Here is a 23,223-nt window from a genome sequence, read left to right as displayed (position 1 = left end):
CTCGTCCCAATTCACGCCAGACCCAGCCAGTCGGCGGTGAGCATATCCCTCAAGCACCTCCCGCAGTATTGAAAGCTAGCTATGCTCACTGAAGAACAACTCACACAGATTGCCGATGACCTGGCCCAGGCCGAAAAGAACCGCACCATGATCCCGCGCCTGACCGCCAGCTACCCCGAGATGACCGTGGAAGATTCCTACGCGGTGCAACAGATGTGGCGCGCTCGCGGTGAAGCCGCCGGTCGTAGGCTGGTGGGCCGCAAAATTGGGTTGACCTCCAAGGTCATGCAGGAGGCCACCGGCATTACCGAACCGGACTACGGTGTTATCTTCGCCGACCAGGTTTATGAGAATGGGTCGGTTATTGAGCACGCCCAGTATTCCAATGTGCGGATTGAGGTGGAGCTGGCCTTCGTCCTCAAAGAAGACCTGGCCGGCCCCCACGCCACCATCTTTGACGTTCTGCGTGCCACCGAGTACGTGGTTCCTGCCCTAGAGATCTTGAGCTCTCGCATTGAGATGGAGGGCCGCACCATTGTAGATACCATCAGTGATAACGCGGCCCTGGGTGCCATGGTCTACGGAGGCAACCCGGTAGACCCGGCCTCCGTTGATTTGCGCTGGATTTCGGCTTTGCTCTACCGCAACGAGCAGATTGAGGACACCGGGGTAGCAGCCGCCGTACTCAACCACCCGGCCAATGGGGTTGCCTGGTTAGCCAATAAGCTGGCCGCCCACGGGGACAGTTTGAAGGCCGGTGAGATAATTCTGGCAGGCTCCTTCACCAAGCCCATGTGGGTGCACCCCGGCGATACCGTGCACGCCGACTACGGGGATTTGGGGGCAATCACATGTCGCTTCATCTAAACCCGCCTTTTGCTCAGACCCTGCGGGACTTGGGCCGCCCAGCGGTCGGCATGTGGGTCTGTTCCGGGTCGCCGGTGGCCGCCGAGATTTGCGCCGGTTCGGGCATGGACTGGCTCCTGGTGGACGCCGAACACGGGGTTGTGAGCCTAGAGACCGTCCAAGAGCTTTTGCAGGTGGCGGCGGCCTACCCGGTGCAGAGTGTGGCGCGCCTGCCCTCCCTGGACGTGGTTGCTATCAAGCAGTTCTTGGACGCTGGTGCCCAAAACCTGCTGATCCCTATGGTCGATGATGCGGCTGCCGCTGAACTGGCGGTGGCCGCCACCCGCTACCCGCCTGCCGGTGTGCGCGGGGTGGGTTCTGCCCTGTCCCGGTCGGCCCGCTGGGGTGGGGTAGCTGGCTACCTGACCGAGGCTGAGAAGTACATTTCGCTTTGTGTGCAGATTGAGTCTGCTACCGCTGTTGAGAACGCGGCAGAGATTTGTGCGGTGGAGGGCCTAGCCGGGGTCTTTGTGGGGCCTTCTGATTTGGCGGCCTCTATGGGGCTGTTGGGCCAGCAGAATCACCCGGACGTGGTGGCTGCGGTGAAGCGGGTAATCGGGACGGCTCGGGCGGCCGGCCTGCCTGTGGGCGTGAACGCTTTTGACCCGCAGATAGCGCAGGACTACCTGGATGCTGGTGCTGACTTTATTCTGGTAGCCGCCGATGTGCAGTTACTTGCCCTGGAGTCTAAGAGGCTGGCGGCTCGCTTCATCAGCGGTTATTCTGCTGATTCTCAGCCTGCCGGGGGCGGCACGGACGTGGGCTACTAGCCCCAGAACCGTTTTTGAAAAATATCTGTTGGGTATTGATTTTGGAAAACAAGCAAGTATGGTTAACGATAATCACATGTGTGATTATAAACACCATTTGGTGAATGGAGTGGCTATGCCGTTGTACCTGGAAGAACTGATTTCTGAAGAGGAAATCCACGATCTCGATACGCCAACGATGTCGCAATCGCCAGCCAACTGTGTTGCTTGTACCAAATGTGGTGGCGGGGTTATAAGGTCGCGCGCAGATGAAATCTTCTCAGAGGTTGATGAACTGATTCGTGAACTTTAAATGTCTTCGGTCTTGATAGACATTCTGACATATTAGATTCCAGTGGATCTGCAATTAACATAAATATCTATCATGCGCTCAAGTCAGCATTTATGGAATTTTGTGAGAGACAGTCTCTAGTTTATGCGTGGAGGTTCGGAAGTAGCTATGAATTGATTCATCCTAAATCACTTCAATCCGGTATAGCTTATGAATCCAGAGACATTTCTCTGTTTGAGGGAATTCATGTCATTCTAACACTGCTTGTAGAAAAATGCGGAAAAGTTAATTATGCGGTTGGATGCTCAGCGTCCGATTCTCCTGTACCTTTTGGATAGTTTGTGGAAGAAGTATGAAAATTATTGATGTTGTTAAGATGGCAACGCGTAATCTATTTAGGGTTTCAAAATTTTTAACATTTATTTTATTGTTAATTTTTGTGCTTTCGGCAGTACTGGGCACCACCGTGCCTCTGTTCCTGGGTCGAGGTATGAGCATGGCCTTGGGTCAGCAGTCTGTGCAGACCTTCCTGCTGATGACCGCCATTTTCTGTTTCCTCTGGTTCCTAGCCTCTGGTATCAAATACCTGGCCTACCCCCTCTACGGAAAACTGGAACAAAAAGCCCAAAGTGCGGTAGCCGTTGATGCTTTAGCCACCAGCTACGCCACCGAAAAAAGAGGGCGGTCAGAGCAGGAAGACAGCGAAATAGCCTTTGCTATTGATGCCCAAATGACTGTTTTCCGGGAGGTCTTTTCAACCCTTGCTCTATCCCTAGTTCCGGCTGCGACCGTGCTGGTTACCGGTACTCTTAGCCTCTGGAGCATGGGTGGCTGGCAGACTGCCCTCATCTACATGGGTGGGCTGATTGGATTCGTCTTTGCCTCAACTCCATTGGTGCGGCAGCACCAGAAAGCCCAAGGTGAATTTTTCTCTGCCTCCATGGAAAACTTCGGTATCCTTTCTACCGCTGTGGGCTACTGGAAAGAGGTTGCAGTTTTTGGGCTCACTCATCATATGTCTGGACTCTACCGAGCCAGCCGTGTGCCCGTGGAAGAAAAAGGGGCCCATTCCTACCGCATGACGCGTAGGCTCTACCTCTTTCAGTCCGCTTTTCTCACCCTGCTACTCTTCGCAATCTTGACGGTCTACATGCTGGTAAATCAGGATGCGGATCCCTACCAGCTGGTTGGTGGGTTCATTGCGTTGGCTGGTGTTTGTTTATATTCAATTCAGGCAATACAAAACGTGGCTTTTGATTTTTCTGCTCTGGCTTCTAGCTATGCGCAGTATGAGGAGTCGAGAGAGAAAATTCAGGCTCGGGTCCTGGGTGGTGGGGAGCAAGCTTCTGCTGTCTTGAGCTTCTCACCACTGGTGGGGGTTACTCGCGGTGTTGCTTGGGTGCGAGGTGATAGTGGTTCCGGAAAGTCCAGGTCACTTGAGGCCTTGTTGGGTTTCAATGCATTACTTCCGGTGGGAGGCTTTGAGACGCAGGGCTTTAGTGAGCTACGCTATCTGCCCCAGGCCAGTAACCTAACTTTTGAAACAGCTATAGAGATAGTGAGAGCTGGACGGAAATATCTCGATACCGATGAGATTTCTAATTTATTACGCACTTTGGGGCTGGCTGATTTTGCTGAGGGTGGTACTCGTAGTGCGACCCTGCTGGGAGGGTTTGGGGCAGTTTCCGGCGGGGAGGCCCGCCGGATTGCCCTAGCCCGCACCCTCCTGGGCTCTGATGGTGCTCTGTTAGTGCTGGATGAGCCGACTACTGGTGTGGGATCCAAACATCGTGCCATCGTATGGAAGTTGGTAAGGGAAGTAGCCAGAGAGAATCTGGTGCTGGTGGTAACTCACGACTCTGAAGCTCCTGTGTTACCGGGTGATATCTTGCTGGACGTTCCCTCCTAGTCTATGTAGCTCAGTGGCCTGCTTCATCAGCGGTTATTCTGCCGGCTCTCACCCTGCCGGGGGCGGCACGGACGTGGGCTACTAGCCCCACCCTCATCGAGATGCGCGGGTTTCCTTCTAGATGCGCGAGGAACCCGCTCGCTTGGAAGGAAACCGCGCACGTCCCAGCCCAAGGCACACTGGGTATTTCAGGTATACCCGAAATTAACCGTCAAAACAGTTGTAATTTCGGGTATAGTCGAAATATGGCTGAACTGTTTGCGCGTGACCGATACCTTGAATTCCTGACAAACATTGACGACCCCGCCCTCGTCCGCATCATCACGGGAGTACGTCGCTGCGGTAAATCAGCCCTCCTCAGTATGTACCGAAGCTACCTCATCGCCCAAGGTGTAGGCCCCTCACAAATCCTCACCATCAACTTTGAGGATATGGCCTACGATCACCTGCGTAATGCTCAGTCCTTTCACGACCACGTCCTGGACGCCATCAATAACAGCGAGATCCGCTACCTCCATATTGACGAGGTCCAAGAACTCAGTGACTGGGCCCGGGTCATTAACTCACTGCGAACCCGGGAGAACCTAGAAATATGCGTTACCGGCTCGAACGCCTCCCTGTTCGTCTCAGAATCAATGACCTACCTCGCGGGCCGCTACATTGAAATCCCCATGTACCCGCTGTCGCTTGCAGAGTTCACTCGCTTCCGCCAAAAAATTGGGGTGACCTACACGGGGGTTGAGCAGGCCTACCAGCAGTGGCTTCGCTGGGGCGCTTTTCCCGCTTCGGCAATAACGCACGATGAGGAAACCGTCAGGCAGCTCAACAGCGGCCTTTTTGACTCAATCTTTACGCGCGATATTGCCTTGCGGGGGCAGATTAGGGATACAGAGACTTTTCTGCGTGTTGCCCGTTTTGTCTTCGACAACGCAGGTTCTGAGCTCTCAACTCTCTCTATTGTGAAACAGCTCAGGGCCCAGGGGCGCGGTGCGTCGTCAGAGCTGGTGGACCGCTACCTGCAACTCATGGTGGATGCACACCTGCTGTACCGGTGCCGCCGGTATGACACTCAGGGTAAGCAATGGTTGCGGACTAGCGGGAAGATGTATTTCGTGGACCCTGGCCTGCGCAATTCTCTTCTGGGGTCACGCGACTTTAACCGGGGCCGGGACCTAGAGAATATGGTGTTTTTGGAGTTGAAGCGGCGCGGCTTTGAGGTGATGACTGGCCAGGTGCCCGGTGGCGAGATTGATTTTGTGGCGCGCCGTGATGGGCACGCTCTCTACCTTCAGGTGGCTCTTTCTACCGATTCTGAACAGACTTTAGCCCGTGAGCTGGCTCCTTTTGATCGCCTTCCGGCGGGGGCTCATTGTCTTTTGCTGACAGGCGATAGATTCGCCCCAGCAACGGGTGAGGTGAAGTGGCGGGACGTGTTTGATGTGCTAGCGGGTGCTCCCCTGTAGCGGGCAACCCCTCATCGAGATGCGCGGGTTTCCTTCTAGATGCGCGAGGAACCCGCGCATCTGGAAGGAAACCACGCATGTCCCAGCCCAGGTGGCCTTACTTCCCCCTAAAGACCGGCTTGCGTTTCTCGGTGAAGGCGGCGAAGCCTTCGGTGTAGTCGGCGGAGGCGCACAAGTCGCCTTGGGCGCGGTTCTCGGCTTGAATTAAGTATTGACTTTGTTTTTTTGAATAGTTAGTGATTGAAAATCACAGTAGTACAAAAACAATCTCTTTCGAAGAAGGTGCAATGATGTATTAGACGATAAATATTTTCTTATTTCACTGAGGGTTATTCAAATGTAAGATTGAAAGGTAATTTCAGTGAAGCTAGCTACTAAAATTAACCCTCTTTCTTGGCTCAGTACTGCTTGCTTTCTTGGCTCAGTACTGCTTGCTTGGTTTGTATAACTTTCTTTTCATACCTACTAGCGGAAATCCTAGTTACTGATAGAGAATTTGTTCAGGCTGTTGTTGCCCCACAATCTCCTGGGTACTATCCTGGGGTCCCTACTGGAATCGGTTGCATGGGATATACAGAGCGTGTGCATAAGAGTGGTGGAATGGCTTCTGTGCATTCAGGCGTTAAAGGTTGTGGCCAAAGCGTTGAGTTTATGGCTGCTGGTGCAGAGATTATGAAAAAGGGTTGGGGGTATGGCACCGGAGGTCATTCCATGCTAAGGAGGGTAAGAATATAAGAAAAATTGATGTTAATTCAAAGCGGGTTTGTGGGTCTTCTTCTATGCAGACTTATAGGGGCAATGGGTATCATAGGGTTGTATATTAAGGAAAAACATATATTCAGCGCACATCAAGTGATATTGAAACAAGGTTTGACTGCAATGCGTAAGTTTTTCGGGTTTCTGACGGTGCTACCCCTCTTGACTCTGTTCTCTTGCGGCGGCGGGTTTAGCGACTACCATGAGGCCCCTCTGGTGGCAGAGGAAGAGTTCCAAGAAGACATACCAGAGTTAAGCGTGAACGGTGAACCTCTTGTGCCTTTCTACTACGAATGGCACTCAGCGAGCCTGAGCGAAACAAAAGAGCTCGTGCAGGATAAGCAACTCATTCCTGTTCTTGGTTCTGCCGGTGAGTCCAACACTGTGAGAATCACCTTTGATGCTGAACCCGTGTTCGCTGAGATTAATATCTTTCGAGGGAAGGCTGAGGACGTTAACCTCGATGGGGATCCTGACCAGCTCGTTGAGGTAACCCCGGACATGCTAGAGGCCTTTGCTGAAGGCTACTTACTGGAACACAAGCTGGCAGAGCCCGGGCCGCAGGTAGTCACCATGACCTACCAGTTCCACACGCCGCCCGGTTACGAGCAAGAGGGCATGACCAATATCGTCGCCTGGATTGTTGAGATCTCCTAGAGCCCTCTTTCTCAACGGCAGGTGCCGGCGCAGGTGCTTGTCACCCTCATCGAGATGCGCGGTTTCCTTCCAGATGTGCGAGGAACCCGCGCATCTGGAAGGAAACCACGCATGTCCTAGCCTGGGTGGCCTTACTTCCCCCTAAAGACCGGCTTGCGTTTCTCGGTGAAGGCGGCGAAGCCTTCGGCGTAGTCGGCGGAGGCGCACAAGTCGCCTTGGGCGCGGTTCTCGGCTTCCACGGACTCCCAGAGGCCCACCCGCGCGTCGCGTACCTGCGCCACCAACTGCTTAGAGGCCAGGAAAGCCCCCGTAGCACCGGCGGCTACCTGTGCCACCTTGGCGCGGGTAAAGTCCAGCAACTCATCGGCAGGCACCACCCGGCTAAAGAGCCCAGCGGCCACAGCCTCAGCACCGGACATTAAATCGGCGGTATAAATCAGATCCAGGGCCCGGTGAGCACCCAGACGTTCCACAAAGAGAGCATGGCCGCCAGAGTCCAAGGTGGCCCCCAGCTTGGCGAAAGGCGAGCCAATCTTGGCAGTATCAGCCACATAGACCACGTCCGTAGCAATGGCCAGGCCCAGGCCAACACCCAGGCAGGGGCCTTGAACCGCCGCGAAAGTGGGGGCGGGGAAGGCACTCATCTTCTTCAAGAGCGGGCTAACCTTACCGGCCAGGTAGTCGTAGGCATCATCCTCGGCAGGAACCAACCCGGCAATGTCCCTCCCGGCGCAAAAGCCGCGCCCCTCCCCGCGTAAGAGCAGGGCACGCACACCGGCTGTAGCGGCCTCATCGTAAGCAGCCGACAGGTCAGCTAGGGCCGCCTCGTTCAGGGCGTTCATCTTAGCCGGGGCCTTCAAAACCACCTCTGCAATACCGCCCTCTACAGTCAGCTCAATCATGCTCATGGTTACCCCTCCTAGGCATCAAAGTCCACGCTGACAGCATCGGAGCAGGGGCGGGACTGGCAGGTGAGAATATAGCCGGCATCTACCTCGTCCTTTTCCAGGGCGTAGTTTTCGTCCATATCCACCTGGCCGCTTATGACCTTAGCCCGACAGGTGCCGCAAACACCGCCGGCGCAGGCGAAGGGAACATCCGGGCGTACCCGCAAGGCTGCGTTCAAAAGGGTCTCATGGGCTGAAACAGGGGACTCCACAGAAGCTGAGGTTCCATCCAGAGTGAAAGAAATGGAGTAGTTTTTACCGTCCGGGTCTGTTTCCACGGAACGGCCCTGCTGGCCAGCAGGTTTCTCTGGCTTACCGGTGGTGAACAGCTCAAAACGTACCTTGTCCTGATCCACTCCACGCTCGGCCAGGGTGTCCCGGCAGAGCTGGACCAGTTCGAAAGGCCCGCAGAGGAACCATTCATCGGCCCTGTCTACCTGGATGACGTGATCGAGTAGGGCCTGGAGCTTCTCATCGTCAATACGGCCGCTCATGAGCGGGTTGATGCGCTGTTCGCGGGAGAGCACATGGTGAACCGCGAAGCGGGTGGGGTAGCGGTCTTTGAGGTCCCCGATTTCTTCGGCAAACATGACATCCAGGGCGGACTTGTTGGCGTAAACCAGGTCAAAGGTGCTGGCTTGGCTGGCCGAAAGTACAGCCCGGGCGATAGCCATGATGGGGGTGATGCCGGAGCCAGCGGCAAAGGCTACCAGGTGTTGCCCCCCGTTGGCATCCGCCTCCTGAGCTATGTGCTGGGGGTCGTTAAGGCTGGTGACGGTGCTCTGAGAAACAAAGGCCCCCTGGGGGTTCATGACGTCGATGATCTGCCCTGGGGTGAGGGTGTCATTGGCCCAGTTAGAAAAAAGACCGCCGAAGTCCCTTTTGATAGCGACCTTAATTTCACCGGGGGTAGGCTCGGCGCAGATGGAGTAGGAGCGGCGAACCTCTTGCCCATCAATCTGTGCGCGCAGGGCTACATATTGGCCGGGTAGGTAGTTGTAGTCTTCTACCAGGTCATCGGGCACGGAGAAGGTCACTTCAACGGAGTCCTTGGTGAGTTTGCGTACCCCGGCAACGGTCAAGCTGTTAAAGCTGGCTCGGCGGCGGGTGGGTGTCTCGGTCATAGCGGGTGCAGTCCTTAGTGAATCTTGAAGTAGTCAAAGGGCTCGCAGCAGGCGGTGCACTGGTAGAGAGCCTTACAGGAAGTGGAGCCAAAGCGGGTGAGTTCTTTGGTAGCTAGGGAGTGGCAGCGGGGGCACTTGACCGCCAGCCCCAGGGTCACCGGCCCCGCGGCGGCTTGCCCGTTGGGTGGGGCAATACCGTACTCTGCCAGGCGGTCTTTACCTGCCTGACTCATCCAGTCGGTGCTCCAGGCCGGGGAGAGTACCAGCTCCACCTGCGGTATCTGCTGGCCGTGATCTGTGAAGACCTGGCGGATGCTGGCGGTAATACTTTCCATGGCCGGGCACCCGGAGTAGGTGGGAGTGATGACGACTATCGGCTGGCCGTCCTTGCCGTAGCGGGCCGCGCGTAGGATGCCCAGGTCGGCTATGGAGAGTACCGGGATTTCGGGGTCAGCTACCTTGGCGGCTAGCTCCCACAGGGTAGCGTCAGAGCCGGCGGGCGCCGGGACGGCACTTTCGGCCTCCCGGGGTGGGGCTGCGTAGCCGGAGTCCTGGTCAAAGCCGAAGCTGAAGTCAATTCCGGCGCTAGCGGCTTGGCTAGCGTTTGTCATCGGGGCACCTCCTTGTGCGTGTGGTCAGCTAGCGGGGGCGGTAGGGCCGGGAGCACCGGGGTGCTCCCGGTTTTTACCAGGTGGCGCCAGGGTGGGCGCGGGCCAGTACCTGCATCTCTGCCAGGATGTGCCCGCGGTGTTCGCTCATGACTCCGGAGCGGTCGCCGCCGCGAGCCTGATCAAGGTTGGGCACCTCTAGCTGAGCTTCACCGATGATGGTGTGCAGGCGCTCTTGGAACCTTTGGCGCAGGCTTGAGGGGGCCACCGCGATACCCGCTAGTTGGTCTACCGGGTCAAAGTCGTAGAAGAGCTCATCAATGTAGGGCCACATGTAGTAGAGGCCCTCCTGCATACGGCGGTTTGACTCCTGGGTGCCCATGCCCAGTCGCAGGGTCCAGGCGGTGGCGTGGTCCTGGTGATAGGCCACTTCTTTCAGGGCCTTGGCGGCAATGGCGGCCAGGGTGGGGTCCTGGGAGTTGACCAGCTGGGAGTAGAGCTCGTGTTGGTAGTAGGAGAAGATGAGCTGGCGGGCGATAGTCTGCCCAAAGTCCCCGTTTTCCTGCTCGGTCAGGCGGGCCGAACGGAATTCTTCTTCGTCGCGGAAGTAGGCCAGGTCGTCTTCGGTCTTGCCCCAGGCTGTTCCTGCGTAGGTCAGGAAGAAGCGGGCGTGCCCAATCAGGTCCAGGGCGATGTTGCCCAGGGCTATATCTTCTTCTAGTTCTGGTGCCCGTGAGATCCAGTGGGAGAGGCGCTGGCCTAGCATGAGGGCGTCGTCGCCCAGGGCTAGGGCGTAGCGGGCTACTGCATCACTGGCCTGCACTCCGGAGGCGGTGATGTCCTCAGCCAGGATTGATTCTCCTTGGCTGTGGTGGGTTGCTGAGTCTGAGGAGGCCATGCTCATAGGTGCTTAACCCCCTCGCTGGTGGTGTAGTAGGTGGCGTGGCGGTAGCTCTTACCCTGGGCCGACTCAAAGAAGCCGCCCTTGGAGTCGGGGTCTGAGGCCAGGATTGCTTGGGCAGGGACCACCCAGATGCTGGTGCCTTCGTTGCGGCGGGTGTAGAGATCACGGGCGTTACGCAGGGCCATGGTGGCATCGGGTGCGTGCAGGGATCCTGCGTGAACGTGGGAGAGGCCGCGTGATGAACGGACGAAGACTTCCCAAAGGGGCCATTCGTTGGAGTCGGGTAGGTGTGTGATGTTCTCGGTCATCTTTATGCTCCCAGGAGTTCTGCGTGTTGCTCTGCTGTTTTGCGTGCGTAGGCGCCGGCTGCTTCGCGTACCCAGGCGCCCTCCTCGTGGGCGGCGCGGCGGCGTTGCATACGCTGGACGTTGCAGGGGCCTGCCCCGGAGATTACGGAGTGGAATTCATCCCAGTCCAGGGGGCCGTGGTCGTAGTGGCCGCGCTCTTCGTTCCATTTGAGGTCCGGGTCGGGCAGGGTCAGGCCCAGAGCCTCGGCCTGGGGGACCAGCATGTCAATGAAGCGCTGGCGTAGCTCGTCGTTGGAGAAGCGTTTGATGTTCCAGGCCATGGATTGCTGGGAGTTGGGGGAGTCGGCATCCGGGGGGCCGAACATTTGTAGGGCGGGGCCGTAGAAGCGGTTGACGGCGTCCTGGGCCATTTTCTTTTGGGCTTCTGTGCCGTGGGAGAGGGCGTAGAGAATTTCCCAGCCCTGGCGCTGGTGGAAGGATTCTTCCTTGCAGATGCGGACCATAGCTCGCCCGTAGGGGCCGTAGGAGGCGCGGCAGAGGGGGACCTGGTTGCAGATGGCGGCTCCATCGACTAGCCAGCCGATAGCGCCCATGTCAGCCCAGGTACGGGCGGGGTAGTTGAAGATGGAGGAGTATTTGGCTCGGCCCTCAAGCAGTTGTTCGTTGAGGATGTGGCGGGGGGTGCCGAGGGTTTCAGCGGCGGAGTAGAGGTAGAGCCCGTGTCCGGCCTCATCCTGCACCTTGGCCATGAGGATAGCCTTGCGTTTGAGGGAGGGGGCGCGGGTGATCCAGTTGGCTTCGGGTTGCATGCCGATGATTTCGGAGTGGGCGTGCTGGGAGACCTGGCGGGTGAGGGTCTTGCGGTACTTTTCGGGCATCCAGTCGCGGGGTTCGACGCGGGAGTCCTCTGCGATGAGCTGGTCAAAGTAGGCCTGCTCGGTGCTGGTGTCCCCTGGTGCGGGTTGGTCTACTGCTGTGAGGTGAGGGTTAGTTGTCTCTGTGGTCATGGGCTGGCTCCTTGCGGGGTGTGGGGGAGGGGCTTCCCCCAGTCAAAAATAATTACTGACCGTTCGTTCAGAATATAGTGTTTCGTGGGTCACGGTCAAGAAACCGGGTGGCGTGCCGGGCCAGCTGATGGGTTTTCTCTCTGGGGGTGTGAACTGACGCTGTCTTGCTCAGAGAGAGGTGGGTAGAGTGGGCAGTGGCGAAAAGTATTTATCGGGGCTAGAGACAGGCCCCCGCTGGCGGCAGTGTGGCCGACCTGGCGGCTGGGTCTTGGGCCCAATCATTGAGAGGAAAGATCATGGTGGACGTAGCAGATCAGAGCCTTCTGGTGCAGCAGTGCGGGAGCCTGGGGGTGATTACCCTCAATAGGCCCCGTGCCGTTAATGCCTTGAACTACCAGATGATGCAGGGCCTGAATGCGGCCTTGGATCGGTTTGAGGCTGATCCGGGCGTGTGTGCCGTGCTGGTGCGCGGGGCTGGTGAGCGTGGCCTGTGCGCCGGGGGAGATATCGTAGCTCTCTACCGGGCCATGAAGGATGCCCCGCAGGAGGGTGTGGAGTTCTTTCGCTACGAGTACGCTCTCAACCTGCGACTTTCCCGCTACCCTAAGCCCTATATTGCCCTGATGGACGGTTTGGTGCTGGGCGGGGGCCTGGGGGTTTCTGCCCACGGTTCTCACCGTTTAGTGACTGAGCGGACCCGCGCCGGTATGCCCGAAACGGTGATTGGTTTTAGCCCGGATGTAGGTGTTCTTAATATTCTGGCCCGGGCACCTCAGCATCTGGGGGTGCTGATGGCGCTGACTGGTTTGCATGTGGGCGGGGCCGATGCCCTAGCAGTGGGTTTGGCTGACTTTTTTATTCCCTCAGCTAGGGTTGATGACCTGGTGGGAGAGCTATCTGGGGTGGCTGACAGTTCTGAGGTTGACGGTGTGCTGGCCGGGATGCAGGTTGACGCTGGCGCTTCCCCGCTGGCTGCCCAGGCCGCCTGGGTGCAGCAGGCCTTTGCCGCTGATTCGGTAGAGCAGATCAGGGAGGGCGTGCGGCAGGTGGTTGCGGCTGGGGGAGAGAGAGCTGAGTTTGCTACAAGAGTTCTGGGGGCTATGGAGCAGAATAGCCCCACGGGCATGAAGGTGGCTTTGGAGGCGGTACGCCGTGCCGCCACCCAGAGCTTGGCTCAGACCCTCAATCAGGATTTTGTGACCACCTGTAGGGCTATGGAAGGGCACGATTTGAGTGAGGGGATTCGCGCCCAGGTCATTGATAAGGACCGGAACCCGGCCTGGTCCCCCGCTCGCCTTGAAGAGGTGGGCGGGGGCACGGTCCTGGCCTTCTTTGAGCCAACCGATGCGGGGGAGCTGGGGCTGGCTTAGGAGAGGAGAGGAGAGGGGGTGCGGTCACCTAAACCCTCGGGGGCAGGTGGGGCTATTCTCCTAGGCTCTGTGTCTGTAGAGGGCTTTGCGGTGCCGGATAACAAGACCCCCTAGAGTGTTGCACATCTCACTAAAATGTGAAACAGTGGGTCTAAGCAATAACTGACCGAATGGTCACTAAATTCTTGTGGAGGTTATGTGGCCCCCCAGCACCCCATGCTCAAGCAGGACCAGGCCAGTCACTGGATGGGCATCCGCCTGCTCACCGTTGAGCCAGGCCATGCCATCATCGAAATGGACATCCGAGACGAAATGGTCAACGGCTTCGGCATGGTGCACGGGGGCATGACTTTCGCGTTCGCAGATACCGCCTTTGCCCTGGCCTGCAACAGCAGTGACCCAGAGGAACTAGCCCAAAGCATCACGGTCGGAACAGGCGTGGACATCAACTATCTTGCACCGGCCTACCGAGGGCAAACCCTGCAAGCAGAAGCCACACTCACCCACCGCACCGGGCGAACCTGCCTGGTCGATGTCACCGTCACCTGCAAGCAGAAGCTCATCGCTGAGTTTCGCGGGCGCGGGCGGTCAATCACCCCTCCAGCTCCCACCACGGAAGGACACCCAGCATGAGCACCACCCCGCACTCTACCTGTAGCGTAGAGAACCCCTACAGCCCCGCGCCCCGCGCCACAGACCCAGCCCAGCCCGACCCCGAAGAGCTGGCCAGCCGGGACCAGATCGAAGCCCTACAGTTTGAGCGCCTGCGCTGGACCCTGCACTACGCCTACGAGAACGTCCCCGCCTACAAGGAACTCTACGACTCCCACGGCGTTCACCCCGGCGACTTTAAAGAACTCGACGACCTCAAACTCTTCCCCTACACCGACAAAGAGTTCCTCCGCAAGGCCTACCCCTTCAAAGCCTTCGCGGTGCCCATGAGCGATGTCCGCCGCATCCACGCCTCCTCGGGTACTACCGGCCAGCCCACCGTGGTTGGCTATACCGAAAACGACATTGCCACCTGGAGCTCCCTGGTGGCCCGCTGCTTCCGTTTCTCCGGCATTAAACCCGGCTACAAGGTGCACAATGCCTACGGTTACGGCCTCTTCACTGGTGGGCTGGGTGCCCACTACGGTGCCGAACGCCTGGGTGCTGCCGTTATCCCCATGTCCGGTGGCCAGACTGAGAAGCAGGTTCAGCTCATCCGAGATTTTGAACCCGATGCCATCCTTTCAACTCCGACCTATCTGCTGACCATTGCAGATGCCTTCCGTAAACAGGGGATTGACCCGCAAGAAACTTCCCTCAAAACCGCTGTGCTTGGTGCCGAGCCCTGGACTGCGGAAATGCGCCACGAGATTGAAAAGACCTTCGGAACCCTCAAAGCCTGCGACATTTACGGGCTATCTGAGGTCATGGGCCCCGGTGTGGCCGGGGAGTCCTTTGAAACCCAGGACGGCTCCCACATCTGGGAGGACCATTTCCGCCCCGAAATCATCGACCCCTTTGATGACACTGTGCTTGATATGGGCCGCCCCGGTGAGCTGGTCTTTACCTCCCTGACTAAAGAGGCCCTGCCCATTATCCGCTACCGCACCCACGATTTGACCCGCCTCCTGCCCGGTACCGCCCGCCCCGGCCACCGCCGCCTGGGGCGCATCACCGGTCGTAGCGATGACATGATTATCTTGCGCGGGGTTAACCTCTTCCCCTCCCAGGTGGAAGAGCTCGCCCTGCAGCAGCCTGAGCTCTCGCCCCACTTTGCCCTGGAACTGACCCGCCCGGGCCGTATGGACGAGATGACTGTGCGCATTGAACGCCGCGAAGAGGTCACGCTCGAAGCCGCCCAGGAAGCTGGCAAGCGGCTCCTGCACGATATCAAAACCAAGATTGGTTCCACCTGCCAGATTGAGGTGCTAGACCCGGAGGTTCTGCCCCGCTCGGTAGGTAAGATTCGCCGTATCTACGACTACCGTAACAAGCCCAAGGGCAATGAGTAGGCTGGTCCGCTTAAGTTAGCATGTAGGGAGCCCCCGCTAGATGGGGGCTCCCTACTGCTGATGTGAGAGGACCACCCGTGAGCGCCCAGCCTACCGTCACCACTCAGACCGGTGCCCGTGTCAAACGAGGCCGCCCCGGCTACGACCGCCAAGAGGTACTGCGGGTCTGCGTTGAGGCTTTCAACGAGCACGGCTACGATGCCACCAGCATGGACATGCTGGCTAAACGGCTGGGGCTGACTAAGAGCGCAATCTACCACCATGTCACATCCAAAGAGGAGATCCTGCGCACGGCCCTGGACCGGGCCCTCGATGCCCTCGAAGAGGTTTTTGAAGCCGGTGAGGTGCTAGAAGCTGACCCCAGAGAGCGCCTAGAGTTTGTGGTCCGTCAAACCGTCTTTGTGCTCGCTGAACACCTGCCCTCGGTCACCTTGCTCCTCAGGCTCAAGGGCAACACCCCGGTGCAAGAGGCGGCCCTGGATAAGCGCCGTGCCCTGACCGTGCGCCTTGCCGCCCTGGTCGCGGCGGCCCAGCAGGCGGGGCAGGTGCGGGAAAGCGCGGACGCCCGCACCCTGGCCCGCCTGATTTTCGGCATGATTAACTCCCTGGCGGTCTGGTACGACCCGGATCGCGGAGGGGACATTGAGGCCCTGGCCGACGCCGTAGTCGACATGGCCTTCCGGGGCATTGCGGTTGAACCTTAAGGCCCAAGCTAGAAGGGGAAAGAAAGTAGTCAAACTGAGTATTCCATTACCTCACGATCCCAGCTAAGAGCTAGGAGGGGCACTGGTCTTGTGCAACCGGCCCCTCCCGTTTCCCGTCTCTAGTACTGAGAGTTTTTAGTCCTCGCTCATCTCCTGCATAGGCCAGGTTTTAGCGACCAGGGTGAGCACATCGTAGGTGGCGACGACTTCGTCCTTCTGATTGTGCAGAACAGCGTCCCAGGTGACCTCGCCGTAGTCGTCGGTAACGCGCGGAGTAATCTTCTTAGCGGTCAGTGTCACCCTGATAGCGTCATCGTAGGTGACCGGTGTGATAAAGCGCAGATTCTCCAAGCCGTAGTTAGCCAGTACCGGGCCCGGTTCAGGGTCCACAAAAAGGCCTGCCGCCCACGAAACCAGCAGGTAGCCGTGAGCCACCCTGCGCGGGAAGAAGGGGTTAGCGGTAGCTGCCTGCTCATCGGTGTGGGCGTAGAACATATCCCCGGTTTCCTGCGCGAACGCCGTGATATCCTCCAGGGTCACCGTGCGCAGGTCAGAAGCGAACTGATCCCCGATCTCCAGCTCCGCCAGAGACTTGCGGAAGGGGTGGACCCCCTGCCCGGCCTCCACCTGGGCACGAGTCACCGTGCGAGCATCCGCCCCGCTATGCCAGACCCCGGTCAGGGCAGTGAGCTTATTGGGTGAGCCCTGAAGGGCAGTGCGCTGCATGTAATGCTTGATAGCGCGCACACCGCCCAGCTCCTCACCGCCACCGGCCCGGCCCGGCCCACCGTGAACCAGATGAGGCACCGGGGAGCCGTGCCCCGTAGAAGTCTTAGCGTCCTCACGGTCTAGAATCAGTACACGCCCGTGGTGGGCGGCAATGCCCAAAGCCAGTTGGCGGGCCACAGCATCGTCGTGGGTGCAGACTGTAGCAACCAAGGAACCAGCGCTCAGAGCTGCCAGCTCCACCGCTTCTGCCACATCCTGGTACTCAAGTACGGAGGTCACCGGCCCAAAAGCCTCTACCGCGTGAACCTCAGGGGTTCGAGCATCAGCAAAGGTCAGCACAGTCACCGGGTAGAAGGAGGGGCCCTCGGGGGCCTGCCCCTGGAAGGCGACCTGACCGCCTGCGGCAACCAGCCGCTCTACCGCTGCGCTGACCTCCGCTTTCTGCTCGGGTGAAGCCAAGGAACCCATGGTCACGCCCTCAGTCTGTGGATCGCCCACTACAACGCGGCCCGAAATTTTAGCGGCAAGAGCTTCAACGACCTCACCGGCACGTCCCTGCGGGACCAGCACCCGGCGGATAGCCGTACACTTCTGACCGGCCTTAGCGGTAATCTCCACCATGACCGACTTAATGAAGGCCTCAAACTCCGGGGTATCAGCGGTAGCGTCCGGGCCTAGGATCGCGGCGTTGAGTGAATCAGTCTCGGCAGTAAAGTGCAGTCCCTTAGTCTGGACGCTGGGGTGGGAACGCAGAGTCTGCGCTGTGGCAGCTGAACCGGTGAAAGCAACATGATCCCGGTAGTCCAGATGATCCAGCAGATCGCGGGCAGAGCCAGAGATGAGCTGTAGGGAGCCTTCCGGTAGCAGGCCGGAATCCAGCATGATGCGCACCGTGGCCTCAGTAACATAGCCGGTGGGGGTGGCTGGCTTAACAATGGTGGGCATCCCGGCAATAAAGGCAGGGGCGAACTTCTCGAGCATCCCCCAGATGGGGAAGTTGAAAGCATTAATTTCTACCGCAACACCGGGCAGGGTGGTGTAGATATGTTCACCGATAAAGGAGCCATCGCGTGAGAGCGGTTCCAGGGCACCATCAATAATGACCTGGGCGTTGGGCAGTTCCCGGCGGCCTTTGGACGAGAAGGTAAAGAGTGTGCCAATACCACCGTCTACATCGATGTAGTGGTCGCGGGCGGTTGCGCCGGTGGCAAAGGAGAGCGCGTAGAGTTCCTCCTTGTGCTTGCCCAGGTGCAGGGCCAGCTCTTTGATGATCAGGGCGCGTTCATGGAAGGTTAGTGCGCTGAGGTTGGCCTGGCCCACGGTGCGGGCGTAGTCGATGGCCCCGGCGGTGTCGATGCCCTCGGTGGAAACCCGGTAGATGACCTCACCGGTGACGGCCTTGAGGACGTCCTGGGCCTTGGAGGGGTTTTGGGGCACCCACCAGTTACCCTTGATGAAGCTGGGGACTAGAGGGGCAGTGCTCGTCATGGGGGTTCCTTTGCTCGGTCAGGTGGTAACGCTAGGGACAGCCCGGCAAATAAGTGACCGAGCGTTCAGTTATTGCTATAAACTATAGTTCACATCACACTTGAAAGAAAGTGCCCAGCCCGCCGGGCAGAAAGGAAAGCAAAAGCATGACTCAGGATGCACGCTCCGCCGACCAGGTGGAACTCTGGAAGATTAGGCTGGGGGAGCTGGATCAAAAACTGGGTGTGGAAGTACTCGAAGAGTCGGCTCAGCGGGTTGTTGCCACTATGCCCATTGAGGGGAACCGTCAGTCGCTGGGGCTACTGCATGGTGGAGCCATGCTCGCCCTGGGCGAGGCCGTGGGCTCCTGGGCAGCCGTTATTCACGCGTCCAGCATGGGCAAGGTCGCTGTAGGTGTAGATGTCAACGCCACCCACCACAAATCTTCCCGGGCCGGTACCGTGCGCGCAGTAGCGCAGGCCATTCACCTGGGGCGCTCGCTGACCACCCACGAAGTTATCATCACCCACCAGGAGAGCGGGGACCGGCTCTGCACCCTGCGAATCACCAACTTCATCAAGGGGTAGTTTCTTTATAAAGTAGCCCGCCCGGGTGGGTCCGGCAAATTCCTGCTGGGTCCATAAAATGGGTGCCCCGCTGGAAAGATGGATGCCCAGACGCGTCAGCCCCGCCCGGTTCTCCGGAAGCTGACTTGTTGCGGCTTCTCGAAGACCGGGCCTCAGCGTAAGGGCAGGCACCTAGCTGTAGTCGTAGAAGCCCCTACCGCTTTTACGGCCTAGCTCGCCACGGGCCACCATGTCGCGCATGAGCTGCGGGGGTGCGAAACGTTCACCCAGCTGCGATTCCAGGTACTCAGCAATGCCCAGGCGCACATCCAGGCCCACCACATCGGTCAAAGCCAGCGGACCAATGGGGAACTTGTAGCCCAGCACCATAGCGTTATCAATATCCTCAGGGCTTGCTACGCCCTCTTCAACCATGCGGATAGCCTCCAAGGCGATAGCCACACCCAGGCGGGAGGACGCAAACCCTGGGGCGTCATTGACCACCACGGGGGTCTTGCCCAGGCCCTCAACCCAGGTGCGTGCAAGGGTTTTCAGTTCATCGGAGGAATGCTTAGACTGCACTACCTCCACCAGTTGTGAAGCCGGTACGGGGTTGAAAAAGTGCAGGCCAATAAAGTGAGCTGGCCGTTTTAGTGATTCTGCCAGCCCATCAATGGACAGCGATGAAGTATTAGAGGCCAACCATGCGCTTTCATCAAGCTCTTCCTCTACCGCGCGCAGGGCCGAGACTTTCAGGTCCCAGTTTTCGGGTACGGCTTCTACGACGAGTTGGCGGTCAGAAAAATCAGCGTAGCTCAGAGAGAGGCTTAAACGTTCGGTCAGTTCATCCAGATTGCCATCGAAGGTGCCGCGCTCTAGCGACTTAGCCAGGTCACGTTCGACCCTCTCGCGGGCGGCCTGGGCGCTGAGCTCGTCACGCTCCACCACCAGAACCTGCGCCCCAGCCAGCAGGAAGGCGTGGGCGATGCCGGCACCCATGCGTCCGCCGCCCAGCACGCCTACGCGGGCGGGTACTTTAAGTTCGTGAATTTCGGTCATGGGACACCTCTACTTCTTTTTGCGGTCTAAAAAGGCCTGCATGCGGTCAAACTTGGCCTGGGATTCAAACAAGATAGCCTGGGCTAGCTCATCAATGTGCGGGTGGGCCTGCCGGGGGGCGGCAAACACCCGTTTGGTGACGCGAATAGCCAGGGGGTCCTGGGCGGCTATGCGGTTGGCTAGGGCGTGCGCGGCGGGGAGCAGGTCATCCGGTTCGTGCAGCTCTGTGACCAGGTGCAGATCCAGGGCCTCCTGGGCATTGAGGATACGCCCGGCCAGCAGGATCTCCAGGGCCACCGGCTCACCGACCAGCTCTTTGAGCCGCCACAAACCACCTGCGGCGGCAATGATGCCCAGGTTGGTTTCTGGCTGACCCATCTTGATGTAGGGGGTGCCCAGCCGGAAATCGGCGGCGTAGGCCAGCTCCGCCCCGCCGCCTAAGGCGTAGCCGTCAAGAGCGGCAATGACCGGCATGGGGAGCTTATGGATGCGGTCAAAAATCTGCGAGTTAACTCCGCGCAGGGCATCGTCCCGGCGGCGTTCACGCAACTGGGCGATATCGGCACCGGAGGCAAAAATGCCCCGTCCCTCTACCTGGCAGCCGGTCAGAATCAGAATCTTGGGGGTGTTTTCCAGATAGGCGCATACTTCGTGGAGCTCAGCGACCATGGTTGCGTCAATAGCGTTATGTACCTGGGGGCGGTTCATGCGCACCAGCAGGCGATCTTGGCTTTCCTCAAGGGTGAGGGCGGTGAAATGTTCAAACACGCTTAGACCCTTTCAAGTAGCAGGGCCGCGCCCTGGCCTACACCGATACACATGGTTGCCAGGCCACGCTGGGCCTCCTCCCGCTCCATGCGACCTAAGAGGGTGATGACGATACGGCAGCCGGAGGATCCCAGCGGGTGGCCCAGGGCGATAGCCCCACCGTCCTTGTTAACGATTTCTTCGTTGAGGCCCAGTCGGCGTATGGAGGCAAGGGACTGGCTGGCGAAGGCTTCGTTTAGTTCTACAGCGTCAAGATCGGCTACAGACCAGCCTGCACGTGCCAGCGCCTTCTCGGTAGCGGGGACCGGGCCTAGGCCCATGATTTCGGGGGCAAGACCGGCGCTGGTACCGGTCACCACGCGGGCGCGCGGGGTCAGCCCGTACTTTTTGAGGGCGGCCTCGGAGGCGACCAAAATTGCAGAAGCACCGTCGTTGAGGGAGGATGAATTACCTGCTGTTACTACTGACCCACCGCTCACTACCGGGCGTAGGGAGGCCAGCACTTCTGTGCTGGTGCCTGGGCGGGGCCCCTCATCGGTGTCAACAAGGGTTTCGCGCCCCTTACGATCCCGGACGGTGACAGGGACAATCTCGTCACGGAAACGACCGTCCTTGATAGCTGCCAGGGCGCGCTCATGGGAACGGAGGGCGAAAGCATCGCAGTCTTGCCGGCTGATGCCCTCTTGCCGCGCTACTTCCTCGGCGGTTTCGGGCATGGAGTAGGTGAACTTGTCACGGCTGGCAAAGGCCGGGTTGATAAAACGCCAGCCGATAGAGGTATCAAAAACCTGGCCGGGCTTAGCGAAAGCGGTTGCCGGTTTTTCCATGACCCAGGGGGCCCGCGACATGGACTCGGTGCCGCCTGCTATGACCAGGTCAGCTTCCCCTGCCTTAATCATCTGGGCCGCTAGGGTAATGGCGCTCATGCCGGAGGCGCAGAGGCGGTTGACGGTAATCCCGGGGACGGTATCGGGGTAGTCATTCAGTAGCCAGGCCAGGCGGGCAACGTTGCGGTTTTCTTCACCTGCGCCGTTGGCGTTGCCCAGGATGACCTCATCGATAGTGGCGGGGTCTATGCCGGTCTTCTCGACGAGGTCTTTGATGACCAGGGCGGCCAGATCATCGGGCCGGATGGAGGACAGGGCGCCTCCATACCTGCCAACGGGTGTGCGGGAGCCTCCCACGAGATAGGCCTGGGGTGTCTGGGACATTCTTACTCCTTTGTGAGAAGGCATGAGTCATAGAGCCAAATAACTGACCAATCGTTCAATAAATCTTGTCATTTTATGTGACTTAGGTCAAGTCTTGTGGTTGGGTGCTGGGCGGTCTTAAAGCCAACCGCCAGCCCTCTGGTCGGGGGCTGGCGGTTACTGTGCTCAAGTGTTACTTAGTGAACCCGGGAGCTTTCATCTGCTGGGTGCAAATCTATCTCCTGGATCCCTCGAGGTACCTTGCTGACGGCAATCAGGGAGACGACCGCTAGCAGGGCGATGTAGAGACCAATAATCCAGGACTGGCCGGTTTGCTTGAGAATCATCTCTGCAATCATGGGGGCAAAGGCACCGCCGAGAATCGCACCGATGGCATAGCCAATGGAGATACCTGAGAAACGGACGGAGGCAGGGAACATCTCAGCATACATAGCGGACTGGGGGCCGTAGGAGGGGCCCAGGGCCAGGGTAAGTACCAGGATGGCCAGGGTGAAGAGGGCAAAGTTGCCGCTATCAATCAGGAACCACATGGGAATAGCCCACAGGGCCATAAGACCATAGCCTATTTGGAAGGTTCGAACGCGGCCCACTGTATCAGACATCCAGCCGCCCACCATGGTGAAGATAAGCCAGCTGAGGCCACCAATGATGGCTGCGGTCATGGCTTGTCCACGGCTCATATCCAGGTTCTTGACGCCGTAGGAGATAAAGAAGGCGATCACCAGGTAGCCTGCGGCATTGTTGGCGATAAAGATTAAGGCGGCCAGGATGACCTCACGCTTGTTGCTCTTGAAGAGCTGTTTCAGGGGTGCTGATTCCTTCTTCTTGAGGGTTTGCATCTCCTTGAAGACGGGGGATTCCTCAACCGAGTGGCGGATGTAGAAGCCAACCAAAATCAAGATGATGGAGGACCAGAAGGGAATGCGCCAACCGAAGCTTAGGAACTGTTCTTCGGTGAGGATGGCGTTGAGGAGCAGATTGACCAGGGTTGCCAGAATCATGCCCAGGGGCACGCCAATCTGTGGGAAGGAGCCAAAGAAGCCGCGGCGGTGGCGGGGGGCGTGTTCTACAGACATGAGGGCCGCACCGCCCCATTCGCCACCGGCAGAGAAGCCCTGAATAATGCGCAGCAGGACGATGAGTAGGGGAGCGGCTATACCGATTTGGGCGTAGGTGGGTACGCAGCCTACACCTACGGTTGCTAGCCCCATGAGCAGGAGGGTCAGGACCAGGGCGATGCGGCGGCCGAACTTATCGCCGATATGCCCGGCTACTACTGCCCCCAGGGGGCGGAAGATGAAGCTGATACCTAGGGAGGCCCAGGCGACGATCTGGGCTAGGGTGTTGTCCTCACCTTCGGGTGTGAAGTACTGTTTGGCCAGGATCAGGCCGGCTGCTTGGGCGTAGATGAAGAAGTCATACCACTCAATGGTTGTGCCAATGAGGGTTCCGGCGAGGACCTTTCTTTCTTCTTTATTTATTTTGTGTGCTGTGGCGGGTGAAGACATCTGCGTCTCCTTGTGTGTCATGGTCAAGTCAGGGGCCTTTATGAGGCGGGCATCACAGTGCCTTGCAAGAAATCATATATGAAAACTGGGCTTGGCACACCCGGGGCGCACTATTTTTTTACCATTTGGTCAGTAAATAAGGTCAGGCAGGGTGACGGACTGCCCTCACCCGAAGGTTTGCCTCATAGGGTGGGCTCGCGGTACACAA

General features: G+C 58.5%; 22 protein-coding genes. 11 read left to right on the top strand and 11 right to left on the bottom strand.

Going from position 1 to position 23,223, the window contains the following annotated elements:
* The first annotated feature begins 81 nt into the window (after window positions 1-81).
* The 6 genes from hpaH (at window position 82) to ACN080_RS03130 (ending at window position 6,732) form a co-directional block, all read left to right on the top strand.
* Entirely contained in the window at window positions 82-867 is a 786-nt protein-coding gene (hpaH, locus tag ACN080_RS03155; protein WP_419098879.1) for a 2-oxo-hept-4-ene-1,7-dioate hydratase, read from the top strand.
* The gene (locus ACN080_RS03150; RefSeq protein ID WP_419113026.1) at window positions 852-1,676 is read left to right on the top strand and encodes an HpcH/HpaI aldolase family protein; all 825 of its coding nucleotides are present in this window, start codon (window positions 852-854) and stop codon (window positions 1,674-1,676) included. Before hpaH ends, ACN080_RS03150 begins: the two co-directional genes overlap by 16 nt.
* A 28-nt stretch (window positions 1,677-1,704) precedes the next feature.
* Window positions 1,705-1,968 (top strand): hypothetical protein, encoded by a 264-nt coding sequence (locus ACN080_RS03145; RefSeq protein WP_419113025.1) that lies wholly within the window; start codon window positions 1,705-1,707, stop codon window positions 1,966-1,968.
* A gap of 331 nt (window positions 1,969-2,299) precedes the next feature.
* A complete protein-coding gene (locus tag ACN080_RS03140; protein ID WP_419113024.1) occupies window positions 2,300-3,856 on the top strand; it encodes an ATP-binding cassette domain-containing protein in 1,557 nt (518 codons plus the stop codon).
* A 245-nt stretch (window positions 3,857-4,101) separates the two neighbouring features.
* Window positions 4,102-5,319, top strand: coding sequence for an ATP-binding protein (locus ACN080_RS03135; RefSeq protein WP_419113023.1), 1,218 nt, complete (start codon window positions 4,102-4,104; stop codon window positions 5,317-5,319).
* Window positions 5,320-6,198: 879 nt separating this feature from the next.
* Window positions 6,199-6,732, top strand: a complete 534-nt coding sequence (locus ACN080_RS03130) for a hypothetical protein (protein WP_419113022.1) — start codon at window positions 6,199-6,201, stop codon at window positions 6,730-6,732.
* Window positions 6,733-6,863: 131 nt separating this feature from the next.
* Here ACN080_RS03130 and ACN080_RS03125 read toward each other — a convergent pair whose 3' ends face one another.
* The 6 genes from ACN080_RS03125 to paaA all read right to left on the bottom strand — a co-directional run bounded on the left by ACN080_RS03125 (window position 6,864) and on the right by paaA (window position 11,630).
* Window positions 6,864-7,634, bottom strand: coding sequence for an enoyl-CoA hydratase/isomerase family protein (locus tag ACN080_RS03125; RefSeq protein WP_419113070.1), 771 nt, complete (start codon window positions 7,632-7,634; stop codon window positions 6,864-6,866).
* 17 nt (window positions 7,635-7,651) lie between these two features.
* Window positions 7,652-8,803, bottom strand: coding sequence for a 1,2-phenylacetyl-CoA epoxidase subunit PaaE (gene paaE, locus ACN080_RS03120; RefSeq protein WP_419098883.1), 1,152 nt, complete (start codon window positions 8,801-8,803; stop codon window positions 7,652-7,654).
* A gap of 14 nt (window positions 8,804-8,817) precedes the next feature.
* Complete coding sequence (paaD, locus tag ACN080_RS03115) at window positions 8,818-9,414, bottom strand: 1,2-phenylacetyl-CoA epoxidase subunit PaaD (protein WP_419113021.1); 597 nt, start codon at window positions 9,412-9,414, stop codon at window positions 8,818-8,820.
* 73 nt (window positions 9,415-9,487) lie between these two features.
* Window positions 9,488-10,315: a 1,2-phenylacetyl-CoA epoxidase subunit PaaC gene (gene paaC, locus ACN080_RS03110; protein WP_419098885.1), complete on the bottom strand. Its 828-nt coding sequence runs from the start codon at window positions 10,313-10,315 to the stop codon at window positions 9,488-9,490.
* Window positions 10,312-10,623: a 1,2-phenylacetyl-CoA epoxidase subunit PaaB gene (gene paaB / locus ACN080_RS03105; RefSeq protein WP_419098886.1), complete on the bottom strand. Its 312-nt coding sequence runs from the start codon at window positions 10,621-10,623 to the stop codon at window positions 10,312-10,314. Before paaB ends, paaC begins: the two co-directional genes overlap by 4 nt.
* 2 nt (window positions 10,624-10,625) lie before the next feature.
* On the bottom strand, window positions 10,626-11,630 hold the full coding sequence (paaA, locus tag ACN080_RS03100) for a 1,2-phenylacetyl-CoA epoxidase subunit PaaA (protein ID WP_419113020.1): 1,005 nt from the start codon (window positions 11,628-11,630) through the stop codon (window positions 10,626-10,628).
* A gap of 296 nt (window positions 11,631-11,926) precedes the next feature.
* Here paaA and ACN080_RS03095 point away from each other — a divergent pair, with 296 nt between their 5' ends.
* The 4 genes from ACN080_RS03095 to ACN080_RS03080 all read left to right on the top strand — a co-directional run bounded on the left by ACN080_RS03095 (window position 11,927) and on the right by ACN080_RS03080 (window position 15,707).
* A complete protein-coding gene (locus ACN080_RS03095) occupies window positions 11,927-13,000 on the top strand; it encodes a 3-hydroxyisobutyryl-CoA hydrolase (RefSeq protein WP_419113019.1) in 1,074 nt (357 codons plus the stop codon).
* 216 nt (window positions 13,001-13,216) lie between these two features.
* Entirely contained in the window at window positions 13,217-13,633 is a 417-nt protein-coding gene (locus tag ACN080_RS03090; protein ID WP_419099436.1) for a PaaI family thioesterase, read from the top strand.
* Window positions 13,630-15,003 (top strand): phenylacetate--CoA ligase family protein, encoded by a 1,374-nt coding sequence (locus ACN080_RS03085; protein ID WP_419104072.1) that lies wholly within the window; start codon window positions 13,630-13,632, stop codon window positions 15,001-15,003. Before ACN080_RS03090 ends, ACN080_RS03085 begins: the two co-directional genes overlap by 4 nt.
* 77 nt (window positions 15,004-15,080) lie before the next feature.
* Window positions 15,081-15,707 carry a TetR/AcrR family transcriptional regulator gene (locus ACN080_RS03080; RefSeq protein ID WP_419111785.1) on the top strand — a complete coding sequence of 209 codons (627 nt, stop codon included), beginning with the start codon at window positions 15,081-15,083 and terminating at the stop codon, window positions 15,705-15,707.
* A gap of 135 nt (window positions 15,708-15,842) precedes the next feature.
* Here ACN080_RS03080 and paaZ read toward each other — a convergent pair whose 3' ends face one another.
* On the bottom strand, window positions 15,843-17,924 hold the full coding sequence (gene paaZ, locus ACN080_RS03075) for a phenylacetic acid degradation bifunctional protein PaaZ (protein ID WP_419113018.1): 2,082 nt from the start codon (window positions 17,922-17,924) through the stop codon (window positions 15,843-15,845).
* Between the two features lie 146 nt (window positions 17,925-18,070).
* Here paaZ and ACN080_RS03070 point away from each other — a divergent pair, with 146 nt between their 5' ends.
* Complete coding sequence (locus tag ACN080_RS03070) at window positions 18,071-18,490, top strand: hotdog fold thioesterase (RefSeq protein ID WP_419113017.1); 420 nt, start codon at window positions 18,071-18,073, stop codon at window positions 18,488-18,490.
* 171 nt (window positions 18,491-18,661) lie between these two features.
* Here ACN080_RS03070 and ACN080_RS03065 read toward each other — a convergent pair whose 3' ends face one another.
* The 4 genes from ACN080_RS03065 to ACN080_RS03050 all read right to left on the bottom strand — a co-directional run bounded on the left by ACN080_RS03065 (window position 18,662) and on the right by ACN080_RS03050 (window position 23,015).
* Window positions 18,662-19,528: a 3-hydroxyacyl-CoA dehydrogenase family protein gene (locus ACN080_RS03065; protein WP_419113016.1), complete on the bottom strand. Its 867-nt coding sequence runs from the start codon at window positions 19,526-19,528 to the stop codon at window positions 18,662-18,664.
* 9 nt (window positions 19,529-19,537) lie between these two features.
* Complete coding sequence (locus ACN080_RS03060; protein WP_419113069.1) at window positions 19,538-20,236, bottom strand: enoyl-CoA hydratase/isomerase family protein; 699 nt, start codon at window positions 20,234-20,236, stop codon at window positions 19,538-19,540.
* Window positions 20,237-20,298: 62 nt separating this feature from the next.
* A complete protein-coding gene (locus ACN080_RS03055; protein WP_419113015.1) occupies window positions 20,299-21,507 on the bottom strand; it encodes a thiolase family protein in 1,209 nt (402 codons plus the stop codon).
* A gap of 176 nt (window positions 21,508-21,683) precedes the next feature.
* Complete coding sequence (locus ACN080_RS03050; RefSeq protein ID WP_419098895.1) at window positions 21,684-23,015, bottom strand: MFS transporter; 1,332 nt, start codon at window positions 23,013-23,015, stop codon at window positions 21,684-21,686.
* Window positions 23,016-23,223: the final 208 nt, after the last annotated feature.

It is taken from the genome of Rothia sp. CCM 9416 (genome assembly GCF_048513535.1).
GTDB lineage: Bacteria > Actinomycetota > Actinomycetes > Actinomycetales > Micrococcaceae > Rothia.
Note: the sequence above shows the minus strand (reverse complement) of the source record. Positions and strands in the feature narration are given on the sequence as shown.

Coding starts and splice junctions, on each gene's coding strand:
- hpaH (WP_419098879.1), top strand. CDS start 82: ATGCTCACTGAAGAACAACTCACACAGATTGCCGATGACCTGGCCCAG.
- ACN080_RS03150 (WP_419113026.1), top strand. CDS start 852: ATGTCGCTTCATCTAAACCCGCCTTTTGCTCAGACCCTGCGGGACTTG.
- ACN080_RS03140 (WP_419113024.1), top strand. CDS start 2,300: ATGAAAATTATTGATGTTGTTAAGATGGCAACGCGTAATCTATTTAGG.
- ACN080_RS03135 (WP_419113023.1), top strand. CDS start 4,102: ATGGCTGAACTGTTTGCGCGTGACCGATACCTTGAATTCCTGACAAAC.
- ACN080_RS03130 (WP_419113022.1), top strand. CDS start 6,199: ATGCGTAAGTTTTTCGGGTTTCTGACGGTGCTACCCCTCTTGACTCTG.
- ACN080_RS03125 (WP_419113070.1), bottom strand. CDS start 7,634: ATGATTGAGCTGACTGTAGAGGGCGGTATTGCAGAGGTGGTTTTGAAG.
- paaE (WP_419098883.1), bottom strand. CDS start 8,803: ATGACCGAGACACCCACCCGCCGCCGAGCCAGCTTTAACAGCTTGACC.
- paaD (WP_419113021.1), bottom strand. CDS start 9,414: ATGACAAACGCTAGCCAAGCCGCTAGCGCCGGAATTGACTTCAGCTTC.
- paaC (WP_419098885.1), bottom strand. CDS start 10,315: ATGAGCATGGCCTCCTCAGACTCAGCAACCCACCACAGCCAAGGAGAA.
- paaB (WP_419098886.1), bottom strand. CDS start 10,623: ATGACCGAGAACATCACACACCTACCCGACTCCAACGAATGGCCCCTT.
- paaA (WP_419113020.1), bottom strand. CDS start 11,630: ATGACCACAGAGACAACTAACCCTCACCTCACAGCAGTAGACCAACCC.
- ACN080_RS03095 (WP_419113019.1), top strand. CDS start 11,927: ATGGTGGACGTAGCAGATCAGAGCCTTCTGGTGCAGCAGTGCGGGAGC.
- ACN080_RS03090 (WP_419099436.1), top strand. CDS start 13,217: ATGCTCAAGCAGGACCAGGCCAGTCACTGGATGGGCATCCGCCTGCTC.
- ACN080_RS03085 (WP_419104072.1), top strand. CDS start 13,630: ATGAGCACCACCCCGCACTCTACCTGTAGCGTAGAGAACCCCTACAGC.
- paaZ (WP_419113018.1), bottom strand. CDS start 17,924: ATGACGAGCACTGCCCCTCTAGTCCCCAGCTTCATCAAGGGTAACTGG.
- ACN080_RS03070 (WP_419113017.1), top strand. CDS start 18,071: ATGACTCAGGATGCACGCTCCGCCGACCAGGTGGAACTCTGGAAGATT.
- ACN080_RS03065 (WP_419113016.1), bottom strand. CDS start 19,528: ATGACCGAAATTCACGAACTTAAAGTACCCGCCCGCGTAGGCGTGCTG.
- ACN080_RS03060 (WP_419113069.1), bottom strand. CDS start 20,236: ATGAACCGCCCCCAGGTACATAACGCTATTGACGCAACCATGGTCGCT.
- ACN080_RS03055 (WP_419113015.1), bottom strand. CDS start 21,507: ATGTCCCAGACACCCCAGGCCTATCTCGTGGGAGGCTCCCGCACACCC.
- ACN080_RS03050 (WP_419098895.1), bottom strand. CDS start 23,015: ATGTCTTCACCCGCCACAGCACACAAAATAAATAAAGAAGAAAGAAAG.